General features: G+C 34.9%; 19 protein-coding genes. 8 read left to right on the top strand and 11 right to left on the bottom strand.

What is annotated here, in order from left to right:
• Window positions 1-60: 60 nt before the first annotated feature.
• The 4 genes from DFQ11_RS15175 to DFQ11_RS11400 form a co-directional block, all read right to left on the bottom strand.
• A complete protein-coding gene (locus DFQ11_RS15175) occupies window positions 61-1,905 on the bottom strand; it encodes a PLP-dependent aminotransferase family protein (RefSeq protein ID WP_158525001.1) in 1,845 nt (614 codons plus the stop codon).
• 189 nt (window positions 1,906-2,094) lie between these two features.
• Window positions 2,095-3,039 (bottom strand): tRNA dihydrouridine synthase, encoded by a 945-nt coding sequence (locus DFQ11_RS11410; protein WP_110476012.1) that lies wholly within the window; start codon window positions 3,037-3,039, stop codon window positions 2,095-2,097.
• Between the two features lie 130 nt (window positions 3,040-3,169).
• On the bottom strand, window positions 3,170-3,577 hold the full coding sequence (locus DFQ11_RS11405) for a hypothetical protein (protein WP_110476011.1): 408 nt from the start codon (window positions 3,575-3,577) through the stop codon (window positions 3,170-3,172).
• Between the two features lie 11 nt (window positions 3,578-3,588).
• Window positions 3,589-4,179 carry an FMN-binding negative transcriptional regulator gene (locus DFQ11_RS11400; protein ID WP_110476010.1) on the bottom strand — a complete coding sequence of 197 codons (591 nt, stop codon included), beginning with the start codon at window positions 4,177-4,179 and terminating at the stop codon, window positions 3,589-3,591.
• A 104-nt stretch (window positions 4,180-4,283) separates the two neighbouring features.
• Between DFQ11_RS11400 and radC the strand changes: the two genes are divergently transcribed.
• The 4 genes from radC (at window position 4,284) to DFQ11_RS11380 (ending at window position 7,819) form a co-directional block, all read left to right on the top strand.
• Window positions 4,284-4,982 carry a RadC family protein gene (gene radC / locus DFQ11_RS11395; RefSeq protein WP_110476009.1) on the top strand — a complete coding sequence of 233 codons (699 nt, stop codon included), beginning with the start codon at window positions 4,284-4,286 and terminating at the stop codon, window positions 4,980-4,982.
• A gap of 93 nt (window positions 4,983-5,075) precedes the next feature.
• Window positions 5,076-6,371 carry a polysaccharide deacetylase family protein gene (locus tag DFQ11_RS11390; RefSeq protein ID WP_110476072.1) on the top strand — a complete coding sequence of 432 codons (1,296 nt, stop codon included), beginning with the start codon at window positions 5,076-5,078 and terminating at the stop codon, window positions 6,369-6,371.
• Window positions 6,368-7,054, top strand: coding sequence for a YjjG family noncanonical pyrimidine nucleotidase (locus DFQ11_RS11385; protein ID WP_110476008.1), 687 nt, complete (start codon window positions 6,368-6,370; stop codon window positions 7,052-7,054). Before DFQ11_RS11390 ends, DFQ11_RS11385 begins: the two co-directional genes overlap by 4 nt.
• A 12-nt stretch (window positions 7,055-7,066) precedes the next feature.
• A complete protein-coding gene (locus tag DFQ11_RS11380) occupies window positions 7,067-7,819 on the top strand; it encodes a hypothetical protein (RefSeq protein ID WP_110476007.1) in 753 nt (250 codons plus the stop codon).
• A 40-nt stretch (window positions 7,820-7,859) separates the two neighbouring features.
• On the opposite strand, the gene DFQ11_RS11375 is transcribed toward DFQ11_RS11380, so the two are convergent.
• On the bottom strand, window positions 7,860-9,137 hold the full coding sequence (locus tag DFQ11_RS11375; RefSeq protein WP_110476006.1) for a replication-associated recombination protein A: 1,278 nt from the start codon (window positions 9,135-9,137) through the stop codon (window positions 7,860-7,862).
• Between the two features lie 148 nt (window positions 9,138-9,285).
• Here DFQ11_RS11375 and DFQ11_RS11370 point away from each other — a divergent pair, with 148 nt between their 5' ends.
• The gene (locus tag DFQ11_RS11370) at window positions 9,286-10,065 is read left to right on the top strand and encodes a rhomboid family intramembrane serine protease (RefSeq protein WP_110476005.1); all 780 of its coding nucleotides are present in this window, start codon (window positions 9,286-9,288) and stop codon (window positions 10,063-10,065) included.
• A 213-nt stretch (window positions 10,066-10,278) separates the two neighbouring features.
• Here DFQ11_RS11370 and DFQ11_RS11365 read toward each other — a convergent pair whose 3' ends face one another.
• The 6 genes from DFQ11_RS11365 to DFQ11_RS11340 all read right to left on the bottom strand — a co-directional run bounded on the left by DFQ11_RS11365 (window position 10,279) and on the right by DFQ11_RS11340 (window position 23,192).
• Window positions 10,279-11,715: a SusD/RagB family nutrient-binding outer membrane lipoprotein gene (locus tag DFQ11_RS11365; RefSeq protein ID WP_110476004.1), complete on the bottom strand. Its 1,437-nt coding sequence runs from the start codon at window positions 11,713-11,715 to the stop codon at window positions 10,279-10,281.
• A gap of 13 nt (window positions 11,716-11,728) precedes the next feature.
• The gene (locus DFQ11_RS11360) at window positions 11,729-14,968 is read right to left on the bottom strand and encodes a SusC/RagA family TonB-linked outer membrane protein (RefSeq protein ID WP_110476003.1); all 3,240 of its coding nucleotides are present in this window, start codon (window positions 14,966-14,968) and stop codon (window positions 11,729-11,731) included.
• Window positions 14,969-15,461: 493 nt separating this feature from the next.
• Entirely contained in the window at window positions 15,462-16,196 is a 735-nt protein-coding gene (gene rlmB / locus DFQ11_RS11355; protein ID WP_110476002.1) for a 23S rRNA (guanosine(2251)-2'-O)-methyltransferase RlmB, read from the bottom strand.
• A 215-nt stretch (window positions 16,197-16,411) separates the two neighbouring features.
• Complete coding sequence (locus tag DFQ11_RS11350) at window positions 16,412-18,055, bottom strand: RagB/SusD family nutrient uptake outer membrane protein (RefSeq protein ID WP_110476001.1); 1,644 nt, start codon at window positions 18,053-18,055, stop codon at window positions 16,412-16,414.
• Between the two features lie 29 nt (window positions 18,056-18,084).
• Window positions 18,085-21,213: a SusC/RagA family TonB-linked outer membrane protein gene (locus tag DFQ11_RS11345; protein WP_110476000.1), complete on the bottom strand. Its 3,129-nt coding sequence runs from the start codon at window positions 21,211-21,213 to the stop codon at window positions 18,085-18,087.
• Between the two features lie 290 nt (window positions 21,214-21,503).
• Window positions 21,504-23,192: a POTRA domain-containing protein gene (locus DFQ11_RS11340; protein ID WP_229791289.1), complete on the bottom strand. Its 1,689-nt coding sequence runs from the start codon at window positions 23,190-23,192 to the stop codon at window positions 21,504-21,506.
• 177 nt (window positions 23,193-23,369) lie between these two features.
• On the opposite strand from DFQ11_RS11340, the gene rpsL reads away from it, so the two are divergent.
• From rpsL to fusA, 3 genes are all read left to right on the top strand, one after another.
• Window positions 23,370-23,744, top strand: coding sequence for a 30S ribosomal protein S12 (rpsL, locus tag DFQ11_RS11335; protein ID WP_019386263.1), 375 nt, complete (start codon window positions 23,370-23,372; stop codon window positions 23,742-23,744).
• 92 nt (window positions 23,745-23,836) lie between these two features.
• Entirely contained in the window at window positions 23,837-24,313 is a 477-nt protein-coding gene (gene rpsG / locus DFQ11_RS11330) for a 30S ribosomal protein S7 (protein ID WP_110475999.1), read from the top strand.
• Between the two features lie 7 nt (window positions 24,314-24,320).
• Window positions 24,321-26,447 carry an elongation factor G gene (fusA, locus tag DFQ11_RS11325; RefSeq protein ID WP_110475998.1) on the top strand — a complete coding sequence of 709 codons (2,127 nt, stop codon included), beginning with the start codon at window positions 24,321-24,323 and terminating at the stop codon, window positions 26,445-26,447.
• Window positions 26,448-26,452 lie beyond the last annotated feature (5 nt).

The raw sequence follows: 26,452 nt of genomic DNA, 5'->3' as shown, positions 1-26,452 counted from the left end.
ACCCGATTTGTTATGTTAATCTGTTGAGGTTTTTCCCATCAACAAAGGATAAACCTTTAACTATATACTTTCAACAAAGTCTGAAAAAACTTTTTTATGAAGTTCCAGATCTAAATCAGGAGATAAGGAAACTCTAGCGATATAATCTTTATCGCCTTCCTTAGTTGTACCCTGTGTAGAAGTCGCCGGAATAGTCCAATAACAACCTTTTAGCTGTCCGTAGCTTACACAATATTTACTTTCATTCGGAATTTCAGTAATCATTAAATGGATTAATTTATGATTCAATTCTCTCTTATAAGCTTCTTTTTCTTCAGCAGTATCGCCTTTAGTAGGAAGATCTAGCGAAAATACAGAAGGCGTAAAACCTTGTTCTGCTAATTCTTCAGAAACAAAATTGATTTTCGCATCTGGCAGTACATCGTGAATAAAGTTAACAAACTCCCTTGTGTTTTTATATGCATCAGCTATTCTTTGATTCATAGATGGAAGTTGCTTTGCTAAAATTTCATATTGAAGTGCCGTTGCTTCATTATCACAAAGATTTAAATGCAATTCTATTTTATCCATCAAGGCCTGAGTCTTTTGATTTCCTGCACAATAACCGGCTGTACATTTTCCACCACTTGGAAATTTAGATCCACTCGCATAAGAAATCGTTCTCATGGTTGAAAGGATATCTCCTTCACCTAAAAAGAGAACATTTGGACAAAAGGTTTGATCTAATATAAATACCGGATCTATTGCTTTTTCTCCTGAATCAGTTTCACGTACTTCACATAATACATTTTTTAAGTCTTCAAGATTCGGAACTTCGACTCTCGGGTTAGTTGGGATTTCCGCAATGATATATGGAATGGCATCTTCTTTTGCAATTTTGGCCAAAATGGTGTCAATGCTTTGAACCATATCATTATCACCATCTACAGGTAAGTCAACAATTTCAACATTATCAATACACGCAGCAACGCGTCGCGCTTGATCATTTGTTCCTCCGTAACAATTAGGTGGAACAATAAATTTAATATCTTTTCCTTTATGATTTTCTAAAGCATCATGAATTAATCCCATCATAATGGCATATTGCATAGATAATCCGCTTGATGCCACTAAAGGTTTTAAATTCGTATTCGTAATTTTCTTAAGTGAATCAGTTACGAGATTCTTGTCTGATGATATATTGTGCTTAGGAATATTGAAAGAAGTACCTTCAGTAAGAGATTTTAGTGCAACAAGACAATTAGCAGGTGTCATGGCAATCGTTTCTCTTCGTCTTACATGCTGAATGTCCGAAATATAATGTTCATTTTTTTCGCCATTAACAATTAAAACACTGCCAAGTTCTGCATGAAGATTAATATAGAAATCTATTTTTCTAGATCGTTTGATGGTTTCGATTTTGTCATGTTCAGAAATAAACACGGTACTACCTTCAAAGGACGATGCTTCTTTGGCGTTTTCAACCTGTTTTAATTCGAAATTATAACCGTATACAAGTTTGATAATCTCGGCATCAAAACCCTTCGGAAGTTTTCCTGTATACAGGATTTGAGTGTTTTTCTTTTCTAACAGGTTTGTTCTTAGAATAGCTAAAAGGGGAGCAGTCTGTGATGAAAAGCTTATCACCTGATTAGCCTCTAAGTCATGTAGTTTAGCAATGGTCCACTCTAATATACAAGATAATGGATGACCTAATCGAATATAATCGTAAGCCGTTGGTAACTCACTAAGTAGTGATGCATCCGAATTGCTGGCTCTATATAAGAGGTCGAATTGAAATAAAAATTGTGATTTGGCCAAATCTTCATTGTAAATATCTAAGCGATGCGTTGTTAGATTTAACCAATCAGCAGGCATGTTTTCTAATACCTCTTTTATATAGTTCAGTGTTTTATTGTTTTGCATAATTTATTCTATTAGATAGGAAGACAAATATATTAAATCATTAAGTTTTAAAAGAGTTTCACTAGGCATAGTTAAATTATTGCAGATAGTAAACCGCATCAAAGAAGATCTTTGTGAAAAGGCTTAGAATTGTTTTGAAAAGTTGTAGAAGTCGAGCAGGAATTGAAATCTTAGAAAGAATATCAAATATTAACCGTTCTTTAAAATCTCGGCAACAGCTTGTTGGTAAGCTTTTGGGTTATTAGCCTTTTTAATTTTCTTGAAAGTTTTTTGAGGATTAGAAAAAGATTGCGAAAAGTATTCCCAAAAGCCTTGCATTTTCATTTTTATAGGCGTTGGCCCAGATAAGGCATCATCGTACTGTTTGTAAATAGTATCGTGAAACTCTGAAAACATCTCCCATCTGTTTTTCGGATACTCTGAGGTGTTGTTTTTAATCATGCTTGGTAAAAATGGATCGGCAATAAGACCTCTGCCAATCATAAAGTGGTCAATGTTTGGAAATCGCTCTTGCATCTCTTTAAATTTTGCTACACTAGTAATATCTCCGTTGTAGTATAATTTATGTTTAGTGCTATCTATACAACGTTCAAAGGCATCAAGGTTCACGCCTCCTTTATAGAGTTGCTTGCCAATTCGGGCATGAATTGCAATGTTTTTAAGCGGATAACGATCTAAAATAGGAAAGGTATCGAGAATTTCTTCAGGGTGATCATAACCCATTCGCATTTTCATGGACACAGTAATGTCAGTTTCATTATGAACACGCTCTAATATATGATTTATTTTTTCTGGTTCGCAAATAAGTCCAGAGCCCATTCCGCGTTTGGTAACCATTGGATAAGGACAACCGAGATTCCAATTCAATTCTTTATAACCTAATTGCTGAATATAATCTACAACAAATAAAAACTCTTCGGCATCATTGGTCATGATTTGTGGAATCAGTTCGAGACCTGTATTATTTTCTGGTAATAAGTCTGTTTTATAGGAGTTTTTAATGATTAACTTATTATTAAACCTAATGTATGGCGCATAAAATGTATCAATTCCACCGAAGTATTTATTAAAGGCATTTCTAAAACGGAAATCAGTAAAACCTTGTAAAGGTGACGATAGTAGTGTAATTGACATTTAATATTTTGTGTTTGAGAGGAGGGTTTATTCTTTTAATAGAAAAACCACCTTTATTTTAGAGAACAAAGGTGGTTTATTTTTTTTTAATGTATCAAATAAAATATCCGATCATTTGAAGTTGATGAATTTAGTTGACGCGTTTCAGAATTATTGAATTTTCATTAAACTCTGAGGGTCTTTCAGCATCAAATGACATATTAAACTTCATAATATTTTTTCCTGTAAATTCGGCAATTCCAAGAATATGTTTTGTTTCGCCAGATTCAGTTTTTGTAAGCGTAAAATCGATTTCAATTGGAGTTGTGTCGTGGTTAATGGTATAAGTCATCTTTCCTTTTTTACCATTCATTGTGAATTCTTTTCCTCCTAAAACTTTTCCGTTGATTTCAAATGCAGCGTATCCGTCAGCATCAAATATGACATAGCCAACTTCATTTTGGTCGTCACCTATCCATTTCCCAACAATGTTTTCTTTCTGATTAAAATAGCTTAGTAAAAAAAATGGAATAAGAAATAATGTGAGTAAATGTTTCATAATGGTTGAATTTAAAATATGGTTTTTAAAAAATCTCTAATACTTTTTTGGTTGGCTCTAATCAATTCCATTCGTGCGGCTTCAATGTCTTGAGGCTGTTTGTCTTGTGAGAGTTTGAATTTGCCTTCCCAATGGTTGATTGTTATTTCGAACATCTCAATATAAGAAAGATTTTTGTCTAATCGTGGATGCTCTGCTTTCAAAATGAATTTATGATTTGGAGCTTCAAGATATTCTGTCATGTTTATTAGGGACTGCTTCAAGTCATTTTCATTATTATTAGCCTTCACAGTTCCTTTGAGGTGAACTTTGATATAGTTCCAAGTAGGAAGCTGCTCCGTTGTATAAATACTTGGAGAGATATAACAATCTGGGCCTGAAAAAATAAGAGTGACCTCCTTATTATCTTTAAGTAATTCTGCTTGCGGATTAGTAATGTCAATATGGCCAATTAGTTTATTGTCTTCATAAATTAAAGGTAAATGGGTAATAAATGGTTGATTATCTTTTACTGAAATAACCGTAGCGAGAGGGTAAGTTTTTATGACGTCGATCATATGGTTAATATTATTATCTTGATGATGTTGAGGGGGATAGGTCATAGGTGTGAGATTGAAATCCTTTCAGATATTCATAAATTTTGATTAGATTTCATTTAAAATCAGCATGTTGCTATTCGAAATTTACAATTTTTTATTTTCATTTCATGTCAGAAAAAGCAAGTTCATTTTCCATTAAGAACTGGTCACAGGATGATCAGCCTCGAGAAAAGCTTAGAGACAAAGGGAAGTCAGCCCTTAGTGACGCTGAGCTTATAGCCATTTTAATAGGTTCTGGCAATAGGGAGGAAAGTGCCGTGGCACTTTGTAAACGTATTTATGCAAGCGTAGATAATAATTTGAACGCCTTAGGGAAATTAACATTAAGCCAATTAATGGAATTTAAAGGCATTGGTGAAGCGAAAGCTATCACTATTACTGCCGCTTTGGAACTGGGAAGACGACGACGATTAGAAGACGTACGACAGTTAGATAAAATCACATCAAGTAGTGCTGTTTTTGATCTTATGCAGCCTGTTCTTGGAGAATTACCTCATGAAGAATTTTGGATTTTATATCTTAATAATTCAAATAAAGTCATTCAGAAAAATCAACTGAGTAAAGGAGGAATTACTGGTACTTTGGTCGATGTTCGTTTAGTGCTCAAAACGGCTTTAGAAGTTGGAGCTGTTGCCTTAATATTATGTCATAATCACCCCTCAGGAACTTTAAAACCCAGTCAGGCAGATAAAGACATTACTCAAAAATTGAAGCGAGCGGCTCAGAGTTTGGATATTTCCGTTTTAGATCATCTTATCATTACTGAATCTGCGTATTATAGTTTTGCAGATGAAAACCTGATGTAAATATCCAAGTTTTAAGTTCTAGAAGAACTACTCGATTTACGGTATTTGGAGTTGGAATTTGTTATTTTTAACCTTTGGAATTTTCAATATCCTATGCTATTAGTTTACACACATAAAATCACACCTCGAGTTACCTATACCTTTAAGCATATTTGCAAACGTATTTTGGGTATCGAAGTTAGATTTACCTCTAAGGTTGAAGATTTTATCGCCCATGAAAGCCTGAAAATGTCTTATGCCAAGTCTCCTTTAAGTAGTGAGTTGTTTGTAAGAAGCCATGATTTGCTTTTTGAAACTGGCCTCTCTGATATTGAAGTTAATGTGCAACAATGGGATCATACTAAGGGGTTCTTTTCTACGAACGACCGCAGTGATTTACCTTTCGATATATTTGCAGCTTCTTTTTATTTGCTAAGTAGATATGAAGAATATTTGCCTCATGTAAACGATGCCTATGGTCGATTCTCAGCAGCAGAAAGCTTGGCTTATGAACATAAATTTCTAAATCAACCTGTTGTTGATATTTGGGCGTATAAGCTTAAAGCCGTATTGCAAAATCGTTTTCCAAATTATGAATTTGTAGATCGTAAATACAAAGTGCTTCCTGTGATTGATGTGCCGATGGCCTATTACTTTAAATATAAAGGCTTATTACGTACAATTGGAGGGACATTGAACGACTTAAGACGCTTAAAGTTAAAACAACTGTATTTTAGATACTTAGTATTGATGGGTTTTAAACGAGACCCTTATGATACGTTTAGGTGGATAATTAGAAAACAAAAGAAATATGACTTCAAATTCATGGTTTTGTTTCTGGTAGGGGATTACTCTACCTACGATAAGAACATAAATATTAATAAAAAGGAATTTGTATCTCTGATTAAATCGGTTGCGGATTATTGTAAGGTTGGTTTGAAAGCGTCTTATTTTTCAATGGAGGATATTTCTGTCTTGAAAAAAGAAAAATTAAAAATGGAATCCTTAACGCATAGCAATTTGAAGGCTGTCCGAAATTCCTTTTCAAAATTAAACTTACCGCAATCCTATCGAAATTTTGTGGAATTAGAAATAGATGAAGATTTTTCAATGGGTTATATTGATACTTTGGGGTTTAGAGCTGGTACCTGTACACCTTTTCAATTTTACGATTTGGATTTTGAAGTGCAAACACCGTTAAAGATTAATCCGTATCAATGTTTAGACTTTGCCCTATTAAAATACAACTCACAGTTAGATAAAACTGAACATTTGCAAAAATTGATAGATGAAGTTAAAGCCGTTAATGGTACCTTTATTCCCATATTTCATAACTATACATTTAGTGATTCATACCGATGGAAAGGCTTCAGGTCACTATTTAATTTAATATTAGAATCTACAAAATGAACCGTCAAATAAAACATGTTTTTTTCGATTTAGATCATACACTATGGGACTTTGATAAAAATTCAGAATTGACTTTCGAAAAGATTTTTAAAGACAATCAAATTGAAGTGAATATAGATGACTTTATTCCTGTTTATGAACCGATTAACTTTAAATATTGGAAACTTTATAGAGAAGAGAAAGTAACTAAATCGGCATTGCGTTATGGACGTTTAAAAGAAGCTTTTGATGGGATAGGAGTTAAGGTGGAAGATGATATGATACATCATTTATCTGAGGCTTATATAGAAAATTTAACCACCTTTAATCATTTGTTTGAGCATACATTTGAAATATTAGATTATCTCAAGGAAAAATACCTGTTACATATTATCACTAATGGATTTGAAGAAGCCCAAGAGAAAAAACTGATAACATCGAATATTAAACACTATTTCACAACAGTGACTAATTCTGAAATGGTTGGCGTTAAAAAACCAAATCCGAAAATTTTTAATTTTGCTTTACATAAGGCTAAGGCACAACCACAAGAAAGTGTGATGATTGGTGATAATATAGAAGCAGATGTGGAGGGAGCGGCCCAAATTGGAATGCATGCGATTCACTTCGATTACAAGAATGAATTTACCTCGAGTAATTACAACCGAATTACACACTTAAAAGCATTAATAAATCATTTATAAGTTTTAAAATATATGTCTAAGAAAATCATATTTACAATAGTCATCCTATCCGTAAGTTTAAGCGCAATTGCTCAAAAAAGTATAAATAATTACAAGTATGTTATCGTACCGGAATCTTTTAATTTTACGAATGGTGAAGATCAGTACCAATTAAGTTCATTGACCAAATTTTTATTTAATAAAGCTAATTTCCAAGCCTATTTTGCTGATGAAATGCCTGAAGACTTGAAGAAGGATCGTTGCTTAGCTTTAACTTCAGATGTTAATAAAGTCAAAGGTGGTATGTTTAAAACGAAACTTGAAATTACTCTCAAAGATTGTTATGGTGCTGTAGTGCTGACTTCTAAAATTGGAGAATCACGAATAAAGGATTATGGGAAAGCCTATCATGAAGCGTTAAGAGATGCTTTTAAATCTTTAGAGGATTTAAATTATAACTATGTGCCAGCAGAAAAGGAAGAGCCTGTAAAAGAGGATAAGGTAAAGGAAGAAACAGTAGTTTTTGAAACGCCTACAGAATCAAGTCAAACAGATATAATTTTAGATAAAGATCAAGATCTCTATTATGCGCAAGCTATTACTAATGGTTTTCAGATTGTAGATTCAGAACCTAAGGTGATTATGATTTTGCTTAAAACGTCAGCACCTGATACTTTTATTGTGAAAGACAAAAATGCCATTGTTTTTAAGAAAGGGAATCAATGGATATACTCTGAAAATGATGGTAGTTCAACTTCGGAAAAAGTTTTAACTATTAAGTTTTAAAAGTTGAGCAGGAAAGTTTAAAAGCCAGAACTAAATCGATTTAATAACCATATTTATCTTTCCACAGTGCTTTTAAATAATTGCGCTGTGCTTGCTCTCTAGCGTTGTTTCCGGGCTCATATAATTTTGTATTAGCAATTTCCTCTGGGAGAAATTCCTGTGCAGCAAAATTATTGGGGTAGTGGTGTGCATATTTATAAGATTCACCATAACCTAATTCTTGCATCAGTTTAGTCGGGGCATTTCTTATAGCGAGAGGAACAGATAAATCTCCGGTTTCTTTCACCAATTGTTGTGCCTTATTAATAGCTTCGTAGGCCGCATTACTCTTTGGAGATGTTGCTAGGTATGTCGTGCATTGACTTAAGATAATTCGAGATTCTGGGTGGCCAATAATAGAAACAGCTTTAAAGGTGTTAGTAGCAATAACTAAAGCAGTTGGGTTGGCATTGCCAATATCTTCACTAGCTAAAATTAAAAGTCGTCTTGCAATAAATTTCACATCTTCACCACCTTCTATCATTCGTGCTAAATAATACACAGCAGCATTGGGATCGCTACCTCTAATAGATTTTATAAACGCTGAAATAATATCATAATGCTGTTCGCCAGTCTTATCGTATCTAGCGGCTTTATTTTGAACTTGCTTCATCACTAAATCGTTAGTGATAACAATGTTATCTCCGTCAAATGAAGCGACTAACAATTCAAAAATATTAAGGAGTTTACGAGCATCACCTCCAGATAATCTGAGAAGAGCTTCTGTTTCTTTTAATTCAATATTTAATTTCGAAAGAATAGGGTCTTCCGTCAAAGCACGTTGTAAAAGTGCTTCTAAATCCGATTTGCTAAAAGCATTCAAAGTGTAAACTTGGCAACGAGACAGAAGTGCAGAAATTACTTCAAAACTAGGGTTTTCGGTTGTTGCTCCAATTAAAGTTACCCAACCTTTTTCCACGGCTTCCAAAAGAGAATCTTGTTGAGATTTACTAAAACGATGAATCTCATCAATAAATAAAATAGGATTCTTAGCTGTAAATAACCCACCACTTTTCTTCGCTTTATCTATAATTTCTCTAATATCTTTAACCCCAGAATTAATAGCGCTGAGTTTAAAGAATGGGCGCTCAGATTCGTTGGCAATAATATTGGCCAAAGTTGTTTTACCAATTCCTGGAGGTCCCCATAGTATAAGAGAAGGAATCACACCACTTTTCATTTGTTGATACAACATGCCCTCTTTACCTACTAAGTGTTGCTGACTCAGGTAATCATTTAAGGTTTTAGGACGTAATCGTTCGGCTAATGGAATATTCATGTTTCAAAATTACAAAATGCTTTTGTGATGAATTCATTTATTAGTGAATTTCATCTTAAAATAAGGGCGTTCAAAATTCCTATACTGCCATTATTACAGACAATCCTAATTTGGATTCACTTTTGAAATGGTTTCTGTAAATTTGAGTATGTCCAATTCACAACAATTTAAATATTCTAATAGCATTATTGTCTACCCATTACTGATTCTATTCTCCATTTGGTTGGTGTTTTGGTATCAAGTCAGGATAGATAGTGGAATTAAAGCCTATGGAATTCGGCCACAAAAAATTGAGGGATTAATTGGAATTGTAACCAGTCCTTTTCTTCATGGCGATATTAATCATATTTATAATAATTCTATACCCTTATTCGTACTGTGCTTAGCCTTATTTTACTTTTATAATAAGATTGCATGGAAAGTCTTAGGTTTTGGTATTCTACTATCAGGCTTTTTAACTTGGCTTATTGCGAACACAGGGAATCATATTGGTGCGAGTGGTCTAGTTTATGTTTTAGTGAGTTTTATGTTCTTCAAAGGGATTTTTGCAAAACATTATAGGCTAATCGCTTTGTCTTTATTAGTCATTTTTCTTTATGGAAGTATGATTTGGTATGTGTTTCCAATCAAGACAGGAATGTCATGGCAAGGACATTTAAGCGGAATGATCACAGGTTTAATTTTTGCTTTGATATTTAGAAAACAAGTCATGAAGCCTGAACGTTATAAATGGGAAGAGCCAGAGTATAATGAAGAAGAAGATGAGTTTATGCGTCATTTTGACGAAAATGGAAATTTTATTGAATTTGAACCAGAGCCTGAAGTTCAAATTGAAACTGAAGTAGAAAGAGATAGTCTTACAGAAACGGATACGTTTAGGAATTCAGCTACTAACATTAATTATATTTATAAAAAGTCTGAAGAATAATTAATAATAATAAAGTAGGTTATGATTATATTTTGAGTTGAGGCCTATAAATCCTAATATAGTGAGTTAAACAACATTCGTTGTTATACTTAATAGTATATTATAAACTTTTATCAAATAAAGGCTAGTTATAAAAAGAACATAAAGTCTATAAAAAAAACCTCTTAAGTTCTTAAGCTTAAGAGGTTTTTAATAGAACTAACTATGGTTTATTTAGTTAACATCCCAGAATAATTTAGTCGTTTGCTCGTCACCACCAATTGCTGCTGATGCTGCTGACCAATTAGCCTCATTAAGGTTTTGCTCATTTACAGGGTATGTATATCTTGTAGGAACTGGAAGTCCAGATCCTGCAGGTAAGTTAAGCGTTGGTACATCATAAGTTCTCCATGCAGTCCAAGCTTCGTAACCTCTGTTATACATAGCTAACCAAAATTGTTTTCCAATTTTCTCCTTCCAAGTACCTGGGGCAGTTGCGTAATTTACATCAGATTGTGCTAAGTAACTTGCAACATCAGGGACTCCCCAATCATTAAAGGAAGCTGTAATGGCGTCATTATAAAAACCTTCAGCCATTGCTGGTGTTCCAGATAAAGAACGCTCAGCCGCGTCAGCTAAATAAAATGATACCTCAGAAAAATCTATTAAAGATGCAGGATTAGTTGGGTCTAACATTCTTTCACCTACGTGAGTGTAACTACTGAAACTATTATTGTCTCCATAAGGTCCTCCAACATAAACACCACTACCAAGATTTTGATCAAAGTAGTAAGGTCTTCTTGGATCATCTAAATCATTCATTATGTCCACTAAAGTATTAGCAGCAATAAAATCAGAACGACCAGATTGCACTAAATCAACCCAAACTGGATTTGTATTTGGAGTAGTGCTAGAATACATTAAAGATGCGTTATCTGCATTTGATGTGAACACCCCACCATTAACAGCAGTTGTTACAGCTGCTTGAGCTTCTGATGATAATCCAGGAGCGTCAGCAATTCTAATTCCCATTCTTAAGAGTAGCGAGTTCGCAAACTTTTTCCAATTATCTGACTCACCTCCATATATCGGATCTGCGGAACCAAACCCTGAACCATTAAGATCAGGGATGGCTGTAGTTAAACGTGATAATAAATCTGTATAGATTGTCGCTGCATCATCATACTCAGGTAAAACATATTCTGTAGGGTTTAATGCTTGAGTATATGGAATATCTCCAAAAGTTTCAACTAAATGAGACCAAGTGTATACCATAAGAACTTCAATTTGAGCATTTCTAGAGTCCTTTTCAGCTTGAGTTAACTCAACATCGGAGTTCGTGTTTTCTCGTGCTGTTTTTAGGTCTAAAAGAACGTCTCTATATAACTCTGACCAATGGTTTTGAGTAATATTTCTACCATTTAAGTCGAAATTTGCCTCATCGGTATAAGTTGTTTCTGTCCAGTGTTGCCCTAACATTCTAAAAACGTTATTGTTTACATTCGTGCTAGTCATTTGATCGAACAAACTCTTCGTGGCTGAATTGAATAAAAATTCAGCTTGTACTTCAGTTGGATTTTTTGGATCCTTATTTAAATCTTCGTAGGCCTGGTCAGACTGACAGGACACTAAGGCTACGAGAGTAAAAACGGTTAATATTATTTTTTTCATAATTATTTTTTTTTTAAAACTGTAGTTTAATACTTGCTCCTATTTCTCTTATTGAAGGGTATGAACCTGATTGATATCCTTGAACATTACCAGAACTTAAACCTGCTTCAGGATCAGCGTATGGAGTGCTCTTGTCAATAATCCATAAGTTTCTTCCAATTAATGAGATTGAAGCTCCTGTAAATGGAATTTTATCTAAAATTTTAGAATCAAAGTTATACGTTAAACTAGCTTCACGTAATTTTACATAACCTGCATCATAAACGTGAGCTGCATTAGGAGTTCTTACATATCCCCATGGGTTAGCGTAAGTGGTTGCGCTAGCTCTAACGTTGTTAGGAGTTCCATCCGCTTGAACACCATCTAAAATAACACCACCACTGTTTGCTGCATAGTTGCCAGGAGTACCTACAACAGGGTTTCTTACTGGGTTACCTAAGTCATTAGATCCTGCAGTGAAGTCATATAGACCTGTTGCATAACCGTACCATGTATCTAAAGAGAATACATCACCACCTTTTTGAATGTCAATTAAGAATCCAAAGTTAAAGTTTTTATATTTAAAGTTGTTGTATACACCACCTTTCCAATCAGGGTTAATATCACCAATAACATTATTGTTGGTACCAGTTCTTTCGTAATAACCGCTAGAATTAATAGTTCTTTGTCCGTTTGTATAAACGAAATCAGTACCTCTAATAGTTCCATATGGCTGACCAGGTGTTGCATTGATAGAAATTCCTCCTTGTAAAGATGCTAATTGTAAGTTGTCGATACCATTTAATAATTCAACAACTAAACTTTCGTTTTTAGACCAGTTTGTAGTGATATCCCATTGAAAATCATCGGTTTTAATTGGAGTTAGGTTTAATTGTACTTCCACACCCTTATTTTCGATTGTTCCTGCGTTATAAAGTGCAGATGTATAACCTGTTGAATTAGATAATGGAATACTTGTAATTTGGTTAATGTTTTGAGTGTTATAATAAGACACATCAAAACCTACACGTCTATCTGCAAATTGCATCTCTAAACCTATTTCAAAACTTTCCTGTCTTTCTGGTAGTAATTCTGCATTAGCTAAAGCGTTAGGGTTTGTAGCAACTCCAGTGCCATTATATGGTGTTCCAATACCAAATGTCTTGAAAACTCTATATGGATTAGTGTCATTACCAACTTCAGCATAATTAGCTCTTAATTTACCAAATGATAACCAGTTTGCTTCTATGAATTGAGAGAATAATAAACTTCCAGATACAGAGAAATAACCATATCTATTATTGTCTTTTGGAAGGGTCGAAGAACGGTCAGTTCTATAAGAACCCTCTAAGTAGGCAAAATTGTCATAACCTAAGCTTGCTCTTATGTATTGACCATCAACCATAGTAGTTGCGTCGTATTCTGTTGGAGCGTTTATTGGGCTTACACTATTAGATAAGGCGTAAAGACCTGCTAAGTTTAATCCACCATTAGTTCTAGCATAAATGCTGTTGTACTTGTTTTGTCTAATGTTAAAACCAATATTACCCTCTAAGTTTAACTTGTCAGATAAATCTTTATTGAAATTAAACATTAAATCATAATTGTATTCTCCAACATTATTATTGAATCTTGAATAGGCTGATACATCAGCACTACCAACGTTTACTCTTTCCTCTTGTAACTCACTGTAGCTGTCAAAAGAAAATCTTCCCATCACATTTAACCAATCTGTAATTTCATAGTCTAGAGCGAAGTTACCAAAGTATCTAGAACGAGTATCAGTCTCGTAATTTTCATAAAATGTCCAATATGGGTTGTCTGAGTAGATAGGACTTAAGTTGTCTGGTCCATTTGGATTCCATGTAATGTTTTCACCTGTAGCAAAATAGGCTTCTTTTTGTTCTTGGAAATCCACATTTGTTTGAAACCATTGTCTAAACTGTTGCATAACGTTTCCTGAACTATAACCAGTTCCATAACGTCCTTTACCATCAGTTTTAATGAAGTTGAATGTCGTTGACACGGTAACCTTATCACTTAAATCATGAGATCCAGAAAAGTTAACTGTGTTTCTTTTGATCTCACTATTAGGTAAATTACCTTCTTGTAATAAGTTAGTAAAACCTAACCTAAAAGTACTTTCATCGGTTCCACCGTCTAATGATACAGAATTTACTGTTGTAGTCGATGCTTTGTAGATTGTATTCGGGTCATTTTTACCAGCTATCCAAGGAGTTGCTTCTTGATAGGTGTCTAACTGAGGATAAATCGATGTCCATTGATAGACCATTAAGTTTGGATCAAAGGCTGCACCATAAGATGCGTCTTCTGTAAACGGTGTAGTTAAATCTGGAATGCCGTCTCCGTTGATGTCTGCTTCGTTAAAGTACGAATCTTCGTTAGGGCCGTAATAAGGACCATATCCTGCACCATACTTTTTCTGATAAACAGGTAATGTTGATGAGTCTGCAGTCCCTAGAGTTACACTAGAGCTTACAGTGATACCAAGACCTTTTCTAGCTGTACCCTTTTTTGTGGTAATCATTACGACACCATTAGAAGCACGTGAACCATAAAGTGCTGTAGCAGCTGCACCTTTTAATACGTTTATAGAAGCTATGTCATCCGGGTTGATATCTGAAGCAGCATTTCCATAATCATAACCACCTCTACCGGATTTTTGATCTGCTGAATTAGAATTGCTATTGTCAACAGGTACACCATCGATCACGAACAAGGCTTGGTTGTTACCTGCAATAGAGTTGTTACCTCTAATGACTACGTTGGTAGAGCCGCCTAAAGTACCAGATGTTTTAATATCTAAACCAGCGACCTTACCTGATAATGAATTTACAAAATTTGAACTTTTAACATTAGATACAGCGTCTCCTTTAACTTCTTGGGTAGCGTAACCTAAACTTTTCTTTTCCCTTTTTATACCAAGGGCTGTCACCACTACTTCATCTAGGGCAGATGCATCTTCTACTAATTGAATGTTGATTGTGTCGGCGTTACCAACAATCACTTCTTGTGTTTTAAAACCGATATAACTGAAAGAGATGGTCTCGCCTACATTAACATTGAGGCTAAAAATTCCATCAAAATCGGTTTGCGTTCCATTTGTAGTTCCCTTTACTAATACTGTCACGCCTGGAAGTGGAAGACCGGATTGATCTTGGACAGTTCCTGTAATTGTTTTCTCTTGTGCGAATGAGAGTTGCACAACTAACGCTAGTAAAAACGTTAGAATGCCTTTACGCTTTGTTTTCATGTATTTGGTTTTATGATTATGCTACTAAAGTCTTAAAAAATTGTTAAACGACAAAGATAAAATGCAAAAAGCTGAAATAAATGTGTTAGAAATGATTAAAAAATATGAAAATATCAGTTTGTAGCTATTAAACTAAGAAAAGCGTATCCTGTTTTTATAAGCTAAATTAACAGATGATGACGAAGATGAAGTAGCCATAATTATATCAATAGGGATTGAGATATGATATTGAACCTGTTAAATCTAAGGACGTGTGTAAATTTTACAATTTCGGAATCTAATAAGAGCGAAGTTTAAGTCTAGAAAGGATTAGAATTTAGAATGTGCAGGAATTCAATTTTATCAGATAGAAATCATTCTGCGATATAGCATTTCTGTTACTTTGCTAGAGTAATAACCTACTGTTTGAAGGTAAACATAGGGTGGGTGAGTAGGACTCATTGTAGTTTAATAACCCAATGAGTAGCAGGAAATAAGTATGATTGAAGGAGTGTTATTGTCTTTGTCTTACAGCTTCATATAAGAATGCGCCACAAGCGACAGAAACATTTAAAGATTCAATTTCACCAAGAATAGGGAGCTTTGCTTGATCATCAACAACTTTTAATACTGAAGGGTTGATTCCTCTTCCTTCAGATCCCATAATAATCGCGCAAGGTTCTTTAAAAGACACGTCGTATAAATAATTCTCTGCTTTTTCTGTAGCCGCAATGACTCTTATACCGGATGACTGCATGTGAAAAACAGCATCTTTAATATGGTCTACTTTGCAAATCGGCATTTTGAAAATAGCGCCCGCACTTGTTTTTATAGTGTCTCCATTAATCGGAGCACCGCCTTTTTTCTGAATGATAATACCATTCACACCTGTACATTCTGCTGTTCTAACAATTGCCCCAAAGTTTCTAACATCGCTTAATTGATCTAATAAAAGAAACAAAGGAGTCTTACCTGATTCAATAATACTCATGACTAACTCATCAATATCGTGAAAGGCAATTGGAGAGATTTGTGCGACAGCACCTTGATGATTACCTCTAGTTAGTCGATTCAGTTTTTCAACAGGAACATATGACGAATTTATACCTTCAGTATGAATAAGAGATTCTAGTTCTTGAAAGAGTTCACCTTTCAAGCTTTTCTGCATAAAAACCTTATCGATAGTTTCACCTGATTTAATAGCTTCGATAATAGCTCTTATTCCAAAAATTGTTGTCTCTTTTTCCATTTGTAGTTGAAATTTTTAAATTACTACACAACTTATAAATGAGGTTAAATATATTGTGTAAAATTCTTCTCTTAGTTTGTCTGTAAAGGTATAGAATCAGATTTAATTTGTAGGTATACAAATCATTTAAACTTTGTTTTTTAAAATAACTGATATAAAAAATCCCCAACGATAGTCATCGTTAGGGATTTGTGTTTAAGAATGCTTTTAAAAAATTAATTTTGATCTGACGAACTTAAATTCGGGTTAGCGTCAATTTCTTTTTGTGGGATTTTGAAAATCCAATCGCTATTTACAGATGGTTTTGGTTGTACGTAACCGTTTTGGTATAATATGGAAGCAGCTCCTGAGCCACCGTCAGCTCCATGATCAATACCTTCATCCCAACGTATATGGTCTGTATATCCGAATCCTTCCCCCCAAAGCTCTAAACGTCTTTGAAATTTAATATGGTCTAGCATACTCGCTTGAGTATTAAAAGCTGTAACATCGTAAGCAGAGTCTCTAGCTTCTGCTAATGGAGTTAAAGCGGCTTGTGCGCCAGTGATATCATTTAACATAGTTTTTGCTTCTGCTTCTATTAAGTACATCTCAGAGCTACGCATTAAGATGATGTCGTCTGGATCTGTAGTTCCAGGGTTGCTACTTAAAAACTTGACATGCATATAAGGATGTAAATTTTGGTTAGAAGCTAATCCGTACTGTTCTCTTATTTCATTTCTTCTTGCGTTAAATGCTGCTTCATCTGTATAATTTGGATCATTTCCAAAACCTCCTTGACCGTTTGAAGCAGATGAATTGGTGTTAGGTGCATCAGCTAAGAATAAGTCTCTTCTATAATCTGTTACTGGAATTTGATTGTATAACCTCTTGTCCATAATTTTGGGGTTATTCCTGTTTTGACTTCCTCCAAACGTATTACTTAGCAAGTAAAAATGTGATCGGAAATAAGTTGTTTCAGTAGGAATAACATTACTTCCCCAAATAACTTCTGATAAGAGTGTAGTATTAAAACCTGACTTATACTCACTTTCGCCCATCAATGGGTAATTTTGACGAGCTGCTGCGGCTGCTGTAGCTGCTGCGGCCCAATCTCCCTTAGCCAAAGCTATACGTGCTTTAATTCCTTGGGCAACGTCAATGTTTAATTGAGACTTTGCATCTGCACTTCCTGTTGGTCGTGGGGCAGCTCCATCGAAGTAACTAATAGCTGAATTGATATCTTCCATACATTGATCATAGATTTCTTGTACAGTTGATCTTGGTGCACTTGTAAAAGGTGCTTCCGAAGAAAATAGCAATGGTACACCAGGATCTGTAGAAGGGTTGCCTATTAAGTAGCCTTTCGCATAATGAGTTACCAAATCATGGTATGCAAATGCTCTATATGTATAAGCTTGACCTATGATATTTCTCAATTGCGCATCTAAAGGAATGCTGCCATCTGTTGCCTTTTTAATTATAGCATTAACACTAGCAATCAAGTGATAGCGTTGGTACCATAATTGTTCGTTAGTTGTTGAAGTAGGTACCGTGTGAGATGTCCATTTTAATTCAGTTTGCCACCCTAGGTTATTGGCACTGGCTGTGTGAATTACATCTCCAGTGGTGTTATCTCCTAGTGGAACCCAATAATGATTACCAGATCTATAGCTATCACCACCAGGGATTAATGTTTGTGGTTGTGCGTACTGTAGTCTGTGTAAGCCATTAAGGATTAGTGCCATGTTTTCTGCTGTGGCTAAAGCATCACCAGCAGCAATTGCATCTGTTGGTCTGGTTTCCATGAAATCTTCTGAGCAGGACAGGGTAGTGAGCGCTATACCTGCTAACAGTGTTATTTTTATTCTTCTTAACATGATTGTTGTATTTTATGAAGTTATTTTAATTAAAACGAAACATTTAAGCCTAAAGAGAATATTCTTGCAGGGTTATAATCAATTCCTGAAGGTGTACCCGATAAGCTATATTGTGGATCTAAACCTTTTCTCTTACTCTTAATATATAAATTCTCTCCAGAAACATAGAGTCTTAAGTTATCTATATTAAGAGCGTCTGTTAGTTGCTTGTCAAATGTATATCCTAAGTTCACATTTTTTAAAGACCAGAAAGAAGCATCCGTCAAGAATCGTGTAGAAGAACCTACAACAAGACCTGTGCTTCCAGTTTCTAATCTTGGTACATCTGTAATATCACCTGGCTCTCTCCATGCATTTAAAATATCTGGGTGAGAAGAGCGTCCAAATGAACCACTGTGCATCATGCTTGAGTAACCTCCATCTAATATTTTGCCACCTATACCATAAGTAATTAGGAAGTCTAAAGAGAATCCTTTATAACTCATACTGTTGGATATAGAACCTAAGAAATCAGGGATTGAACTATCGCCAGTATAAGCTCTTTCTGTTTCAGTATAATCATTAGTAGTTTCTTGATTTCCGTTGGCATCTAATACAGGAACGCTATCACCATTATCATCAATTTCGAACATGTAGAATAATTGATCACCGTTATCTGGGTCAACTCCAGCTGTGTGGTAGATGTAATAGTCATATCTTGAACGACCCACTTCCCAACGTTTAGAGCCATTAATAAATGGTGAAGGAAGATCCGTAATTTCGTTTTTGAAGGAAGATCCTTGTAAGGTTACATCCCATTTAAAATCTTGCTTGTTAGCAAGGTGAGCAGTTAAACCAACTTCCCATCCTGCGTTATATAAACCACCAATATTAGTAGGGAATTCATCTAGTCCAATACTTAATGGTAGCGGTAAGTTATACAATAGTTTTGAGGAACTTTTCTTATAGTATTCTATAGAGCCATCAAGGAAATTATTAAACATTGTGAATTCTAATGCAACATCCCAGCTTGAAACAGCCTCCCATTGTAAATCGGCATTACCAATTTTTTCCCATACTAGTGCTGGGTTACCTGCGTTTGATGTTAATCCGTACCTTGGTTGAGATAAGAAGAAATCTCCTAAATTGTCATTTCCAACTTCACCATAAGAAGCTCTTAGTTTTAATTTATCAATAAATGACACATTCTCCATGAAGTTTTCTTGATCAACCCTCCAAGATCCACCGATAGAATAAAAATTACCCCATCTAGATTTTTTGTCAAATACTGAAGACGCATCTCGTCTTGCAGATGCACTAATGTAGTATTTGTTATCGAAGTTATAATTCGCTCGTAAGAAGTAACCTTCTAATGTTTTATTCGTAGTAGAACCACCAACTCTTACTGGTTGAGAGAAGTTATCAAATTCATATATTCCTGTTGCAACTTGTGTAATGGCAGAACCACTAATACTTGAGTATGTTCTATCAAAACTTTCATGTCCAGCTGTGATATCTATATTATGAATGTCGTTGATACTAGTAGAATACGTTAATATTTGGTTGAAGTTTTCCACTTGTCTTCTGTACCTGTCTTCACCGTAGCGTCCACCTGGAGCACCATCACCAATGATGTGGTTTTCGTAGCTTTTGTTTAAACCTTCCTGAATGTCGCGAGAGTAATTAACTCTAAAGTTCAAACCTTTAAAAACTTCAGCATCTGCGTAAAATCTTAGGCCATAAGTATTGTTTCTGTTAACCTCGTCGTTTAATAACAACTCTTGTAAAGCATGGCGACCTTGGTTTGTTGGTCTTGTGCCAATATTGTATTCAGAATAACCAGAACCATCATCAAAAATTGGATTTCCAGCTACATCACGAACTAAATTTCCATTTAAATCATTAACATATACTGGATAGATAGACCCCAAACCTTTAGCAAATCCAAAAGGGTTTACAATAGAACTTGTACCTGCGCTCGCAGGACCATTAGATTCAGATAAGGAAATATTAGCACTACCACCAAGGGTTAACCAATCGGATGCATCAAAATCTGCGTTTAAACGTGCTGTTAAACGATCGAAATCAGAAGTTACCACGTAACCTTCTTCATCTAAATAAGAAGCTGAAAAGAATACTTGATGTTTCTCACCGCCACCTGCAACATTCACACTGTAGTTAGTTCTTAAACCTGTTCTTTCCATGGCATCATACCAATCGAGAGATTTGTAAATTACTTCAGCATTAGGATTTATTCTACCATCTACACCTACAATCTGGTCGTTTGGAACGTTAAAAGGATTATATCCTAATTGATTGTAAATGTTTGCTGAAGCAAAAGCAGGATCTCCACCAGCCGCACTCGAATTTCTTAATGCTTCCCACATAGTTTCGTAATATCTATGTGGACCAATAGCTTCGTACTCTGAAATACCTTTGGTAACGAAACCTGTTTGAACTGAAATATTTGTTTTTATGCCACCTTTATTACCACTTTTTGTAGTAATTAAAACGACACCGTTGGCTGCTCTAGATCCATATAGAGATGTGGAAGCAGCATCCTTTAAAATTGTAAAAGATTTAATATCATCTTGATTAAGCGTGTTTAAAGAACCTTCGTACTGAACTCCATCAACAATAAATAAAGGCGTAGCCGACCCATTCAAAGTACCAACACCTCTAATTACTATTCCTGGTGAAGAACCTGGTTGTCCGGAAGCCGAAGTAAACTGTACACCTGTTGCTTTACCTTCAATAGCAGCAACTGGAGATGTTACACTTCTTAATGAAAGATCTTTTTCACCAATAACACTTGCTGAACCAGTAAAAGCCTCCATACTGGTTGTACCAAATGCTACCACAACGACTTCATCTAAGGAAGAAGCGTCTTCCGTTAATGTTATATTATAGGTGTTAGCACTGCCAATTCTAACTTCTTCAGTTCTCAGACCGATATAACTTATAACTAAAACGTTTCCGACATTGGCTGTGAGCGTATATTCACCGTCGAAATTAGTTTGGGTACCTTTATTTGTTCCCTTTATAATAATATTCACTCCAGGGAGAGGAAGTCCAGACTCATCCGAAACAACCCCTGATACCGATTTCTCCTGTGCAAACGAGAGTTGCACGAGAAACACTAATAAAAGTGTTAAAATTCCTTTGAACTTTGTTTTCATGTTTTTAAATATTTGTTGATTATAGTTAAAAATGATAATAAAAAGTTAAAGTAAACATAATTTTTGTTAAAAAAAAAGAGAATTTGATATATGGAGTTAATATTAGTGATTCAATATTGGCTGTTGCTAGAAGAATTTATTGGTGCTTTATTTTTTACTTGTTGATTGTTAGAGTTTTATGTGTTGTTCAAGTAAGTTTTTTGAATTAAAGTCAATAACAGCCTTAGAGTGTTAAAATTTTGAGGAATTGAAATTAAATAAGAAAAACTAAAATATTGATATTTAGTTATTTAAAAAGTAGCTGTTAAGCTCACATGAACTTTAGAGTCCGATAGTTTAAACTGACGGTTTTCAGTTTTTCCACTTGAATAGTTGAGACGAAACAATCCGGCATTAGTTAATACGCCTAAGCCAAATCCAAATCCGAATAGTTTTTCTTTGTTCTCAGCAATTTGATTCTCAAAATAGGCAGCATCAATAACCGAGTGGACATAAATGTTATTACTTAAACGATAGCGATATTCGGTGCTAAGTACGGCATAGAGGTTGGCGACTAAGCTGTTTTCTTCAAACCCACGTATTGAATTTATGCCTCCAAACCTAAATAACTCGTTGTCTAAGTAATTATTTGACTTTAAGGTTGCTCCATTAAAACGAGCATAAAAACTGTTTCTATGATTTAAATTGAAGATTTTATAGGTGTCTAAAGTAAAAACACTTTGGTTTTGAGTTTCTATATCATCTGCTCTTTTACCAAAACCCGAAGAGAAGTCGACCCAGAAATTTATAGGGAATAAGGGGTCTGAAAATTGTGCTTGTGTAAAATTGTAATGAAGGGTGTAGTAATTCGATTTATAATCATTTAAAATAGTAGTGTCATCGGCTAATAGATTAGTTGAGTTGGTGGAACTAAGACCAAGGCCAATTTTTTGTTGAGCATTTAGGAGGTAATTAATTTTTGCATATTGCTTCGCGTTTAAAAATGTTGAGTCTTTTCTAAAAATATTGAGTCCTACCTGAAGCTCAATAGGTGAAGATAATAGATAGGGTAAGTCTGTATCAACTTTAAAAGTTTGTTGATCTATTTCATCAGATTTATAGAATAGGTTTAAAGTTTCGCCAAAATTAAGGTTGTTAGTTAATCTTAAATCTAAGTATCCATCAAACTCAATTTTATTCGTGTTTTCGTTGGTTCCAAAACCTAGGAAGCCATCAAAATTATTTGTTCTTGCTTTTTCGATATATAAATATAGAGTAGTGGAGTCTTGAGTGAATAGCACTTCCGGATCTTTTATCTTATTCGCAAATCGCAGTTCATCTAATAATTCAACTTTTTTCCTAATAGAGTTAAGGTTGAAGGATTTTCCTGTTTTTAGTTTTAGAAAATGTTTGACGTAAGATTTTGGAAAGTTCTCATAGCCCTTTATGATAATCTTGTCTATTCGTCTTTTTTGATTGGTGACTACTTTTAAATTTGCAGATAGTAATTCGGAATTCTCCTTAGTAATATTGACCAGTTGTAAAGTTGAGAATGGATCACCTAGCTCCGCAATCTTAGTGTTTAAAAATTTTAAATCATTTTCTAAGCTTTTCATTTTTAGCTCGAAGAAATTTTCGTCCTTTGAATGCTGCAAAGATTTTAGTAAGTCAACATTAAATGTTGAATCATAAAAGATGCGTATTCTTGTGATGCGATGACCTAGGCTAAATGAGGTATTAAATAAGGTGTCGTTTAGTTTTGCTACCTTATTAATAGAGGTATCTATATATCCCGTTTTGGTAAGTTTCTGTTTTAAACGATCAATTTCAGATTGTAAGGTTTTATAATTTTTATGCTTTTTCAGGTATCCAATTGAGTCGATTATTTTGGTATTCGTATCATTTTCAGCATGAACTGTTAAATAAACGGATTGCGCATAGCCTTGATTAAAAAAAATCAGAAGGCATATAAAAAAAATGAATCGATAAAAAAACGGCATCGTTACTTAATAGAATGGCTATTATGGTAACGTAAAAATAAGTCATATTATATATGACAGAAATAAAAGTTGTAATTTCTTTGAAAAAATAGTTCTCAACTGTTTGAATAATAAATATATATTTCTACCTTTGCAGCCCTCAAAAGTGAGGGTTAATAAAATTTTATATAGAAATATATGCCAACAATTTCACAATTAGTACGAAAAGGAAGAGCCAAAATAACCAAGAAGAGTAAATCGGCTGCTTTAGATTCGTGTCCTCAAAGACGTGGTGTATGTACTCGTGTTTATACAACGACGCCTAAGAAACCTAACTCAGCGATGAGAAAGGTAGCAAGGGTTCGTTTAACAAACGGTAACGAGGTCAATGCATACATTGGTGGAGAAGGTCACAACCTACAAGAGCACTCGATAGTATTGGTTAGAGGTGGAAGGGTAAAAGATTTGCCAGGAGTTAGATATCACATCGTTCGTGGTGCTTTAGATACAGCAGGTGTATCTGGAAGAACACAACGTAGATCTAAGTATGGTGCAAAACGCCCTAAGAAGTAAAATTAAAGTTTGAAATTAGAAGCTTGGCGTTGAAAGAAAATTTCTGAAAACTAAAAGCTAATAATTAAAAACAAAAAACTCAAAAAGAAGACATGAGAAAAAAAGCAGCAAAAAAGAGACCTCTTTTGCCGGATCCAAAATTTAATGATCAGTTAGTAACTCGTTTTGTTAACATGATGATGTGGGATGGTAAAAAGTCTGTAGCTTTTAAAGTATTCTACGATGCAATTGATATTGTTGAGGAGAAAAAAAATGATGACGAAAAAACAGCTTTAGAAATTTGGAAAGAAGCTTTATCTAATGTGATGCCTCACGTAGAAGTACGTAGCCGTCGTGTTGGTGGTGCTACATTCCAAATTCCAATGCAAATTCGTCCAGATCGTAAGGTTTCTACTGCGATGAAATGGTTAATTAGCTATTCTCGTAAAAGAAACGAAAAATCTATGGCACAGCGTTTAGCATCTGAGGTGTTAGCTGCGGCTAAAGAAGAAGGAGCTGCGGTGAAAAAACGTATGGATACGCATAAAATGGCGGAAGCAAACAAAGCATTCTCACACTTTAGATTTTAGTAGATAGATGGCAAGAGATTTAAAACTTACAAGAAACATAGGAATTGCGGCTCATATTGATGCTGGTAAAACAACAACAACTGAGCGTATATTATTTTACACGGGTGTAAACCATAAAATGGGTGAAACCCATGAGGGTTCATCTACAATGGACTGGATGGAACAAGAAGCAGAAAGGGGTATTACTATTACTTCTGCTGCAACAACTTGTGATTGGACGTTTCCAATGGAAAACGGTGAGCCAACTCCAGATGCAAAAGATTACCACTTTAATATTATTGATACTCCTGGTCACGTTGATTTTACGGTAGAAGTTAACCGTTCTTTACGTGTATTAGATGGGTTAGTATTCTTATTTAGTGCAGTTGATGGTGTAGAGCCTCAATCTGAAACTAACTGGAGATTAGCTGATAATTATAAAGTACCAAGAATCGGTTTCGTTAACAAAATGGACCGTCAAGGTGCAGACTTCTTAGCAGTTTGTGGGCAAGTTAAAGATATGTTGAAGTCTAACGCAGTGCCAATTGTATTAAACATTGGTGATGAGGATAACTTCAAAGGTATCGTTGATTTAGTAAAGAACAGAGCTATTGTATGGCATGACGATAACTACGGATCTACATTCGATGTTGTTGAAATTCCTGCAGATATGAAGGATGAAGTGCGTAAGTACCGTGCTTTATTAATCGAAGAAGTAGCTAGTTACGATGAGAACTTATTAGAGAAATTCATGGAAGATGAAGATTCTATTACAGAAGACGAAGTGCACGCTGCACTTAGAGCTGCTGTAATGGATATGGCTATCATTCCTATGGTTTGTGGTTCTTCATTCAAAAATAAAGGTGTACAATTCTTATTAGATGCTGTATGTCGTTACTTACCTTCTCCAATGGATAAGGAAGGTATCGTTGGTGTTAATCCAAATACAGAGAAAGAAGAAATTCGTAAGCCAGACGTAAAAGAACCATTCGCGGCATTAGCGTTTAAGATTGCTACAGATCCTTTCGTAGGTCGTTTAGCATTCTTCCGTGCTTATTCTGGTCGTTTAGATGCCGGTTCTTACGTGTTAAACAACCGCTCAGGTAAAAAGGAACGTATTTCACGTATCTATCAAATGCACGCTAACAAGCAAAATGCAATTGATTTTATCGAAGCTGGTGATATTGGAGCTGCTGTTGGATTCAAGTCTATTAAGACAGGAGATACACTTACAGATGAAAAGCACCCTATTGTTTTAGAATCTATGGACTTCCCTGATCCAGTAATTGGTATCGCGGTAGAGCCTAAGACTAAAGCAGATGTAGATAGATTAGGTATGGGCTTAGCTAAATTAGCTGAAGAAGATCCTACATTTACAGTGCGTTCAGATGAGTCTTCAGGTCAAACAATTATTTCAGGAATGGGTGAGCTTCACTTAGATGTAATTGTAGATCGTTTAAAAAGAGAATTCAAAGTTGAGGTTAACCAAGGTCAACCACAAGTAGAATATAAAGAAGCGATTACGCAAAAAGCACAACACAGAGAAGTTTATAAGAAACAATCTGGTGGACGTGGTAAATTTGCTGATATCGTATTTACTATTGAGCCGGCAGAAGAAGGTAAAGTAGGATTAGAGTTTGTTTCTGAAATCAAAGGTGGTAACGTTCCTAAAGAATTTATCCCATCTATTGAAAAAGGATTCAAAATGGCAATGCAAAATGGTCCATTAGCAGGATACGAAGTTGATGCTATGAAAGTAACATTAACAGATGGTTCTTATCACGATGTGGATTCGGATCAATTATCATTCGAATTGGCAGCTAAGCTTGGATTTAAAAATGCTGCAAAAGCGGCTAAAGCTGTAATCATGGAACCTATTATGAAACTTGAGGTAATTACTCCTGAAGAAAATATGGGTGATATCGTTGGAGATTTAAACCGTCGTCGTGGACAAATGAGTGACATGGGAGATAGAGGTGGAGCTAAAACTGTAAAAGCTACAGTTCCATTATCAGAAATGTTTGGATATGTTACAACATTGAGAACATTATCTTCAGGACGTGCAACATCTACAATGGAATTTTCACACTATGCTGAAACTCCATCTAACATATCAGAAGAAGTAATTGCGGCTGCAAAAGGCGTTGAATCGTAAATCTT

It is taken from the genome of Winogradskyella epiphytica (genome assembly GCF_003217215.1).
Lineage (GTDB): Bacteria > Bacteroidota > Bacteroidia > Flavobacteriales > Flavobacteriaceae > Winogradskyella > Winogradskyella epiphytica.
The sequence above is the reverse complement of the archived record's forward strand: the minus strand, read 5'-3'. Positions and strand labels throughout refer to the sequence as shown.

Excerpts from the sequence above, each read along its gene's own strand:
- radC (WP_110476009.1), top strand. The coding sequence starts at position 4,284 with ATGTCAGAAAAAGCAAGTTCATTTTCCATTAAGAACTGGTCACAGGAT.
- DFQ11_RS11340 (WP_229791289.1), bottom strand. The coding sequence starts at position 23,192 with ATGCCGTTTTTTTATCGATTCATTTTTTTTATATGCCTTCTGATTTTT.
- DFQ11_RS11370 (WP_110476005.1), top strand. The coding sequence starts at position 9,286 with ATGTCCAATTCACAACAATTTAAATATTCTAATAGCATTATTGTCTAC.
- DFQ11_RS11365 (WP_110476004.1), bottom strand. The coding sequence starts at position 11,715 with ATGAAAAAAATAATATTAACCGTTTTTACTCTCGTAGCCTTAGTGTCC.
- DFQ11_RS11360 (WP_110476003.1), bottom strand. The coding sequence starts at position 14,968 with ATGAAAACAAAGCGTAAAGGCATTCTAACGTTTTTACTAGCGTTAGTT.
- rpsL (WP_019386263.1), top strand. The coding sequence starts at position 23,370 with ATGCCAACAATTTCACAATTAGTACGAAAAGGAAGAGCCAAAATAACC.
- fusA (WP_110475998.1), top strand. The coding sequence starts at position 24,321 with ATGGCAAGAGATTTAAAACTTACAAGAAACATAGGAATTGCGGCTCAT.
- DFQ11_RS11390 (WP_110476072.1), top strand. The coding sequence starts at position 5,076 with ATGCTATTAGTTTACACACATAAAATCACACCTCGAGTTACCTATACC.
- DFQ11_RS11375 (WP_110476006.1), bottom strand. The coding sequence starts at position 9,137 with ATGAATATTCCATTAGCCGAACGATTACGTCCTAAAACCTTAAATGAT.
- DFQ11_RS11410 (WP_110476012.1), bottom strand. The coding sequence starts at position 3,039 with ATGTCAATTACACTACTATCGTCACCTTTACAAGGTTTTACTGATTTC.
- rpsG (WP_110475999.1), top strand. The coding sequence starts at position 23,837 with ATGAGAAAAAAAGCAGCAAAAAAGAGACCTCTTTTGCCGGATCCAAAA.
- DFQ11_RS11405 (WP_110476011.1), bottom strand. The coding sequence starts at position 3,577 with ATGAAACATTTACTCACATTATTTCTTATTCCATTTTTTTTACTAAGC.
- rlmB (WP_110476002.1), bottom strand. The coding sequence starts at position 16,196 with ATGGAAAAAGAGACAACAATTTTTGGAATAAGAGCTATTATCGAAGCT.
- DFQ11_RS11350 (WP_110476001.1), bottom strand. The coding sequence starts at position 18,055 with ATGTTAAGAAGAATAAAAATAACACTGTTAGCAGGTATAGCGCTCACT.
- DFQ11_RS11345 (WP_110476000.1), bottom strand. The coding sequence starts at position 21,213 with ATGAAAACAAAGTTCAAAGGAATTTTAACACTTTTATTAGTGTTTCTC.
- DFQ11_RS11380 (WP_110476007.1), top strand. The coding sequence starts at position 7,067 with ATGTCTAAGAAAATCATATTTACAATAGTCATCCTATCCGTAAGTTTA.
- DFQ11_RS11385 (WP_110476008.1), top strand. The coding sequence starts at position 6,368 with ATGAACCGTCAAATAAAACATGTTTTTTTCGATTTAGATCATACACTA.
- DFQ11_RS11400 (WP_110476010.1), bottom strand. The coding sequence starts at position 4,179 with ATGACCTATCCCCCTCAACATCATCAAGATAATAATATTAACCATATG.
- DFQ11_RS15175 (WP_158525001.1), bottom strand. The coding sequence starts at position 1,905 with ATGCAAAACAATAAAACACTGAACTATATAAAAGAGGTATTAGAAAAC.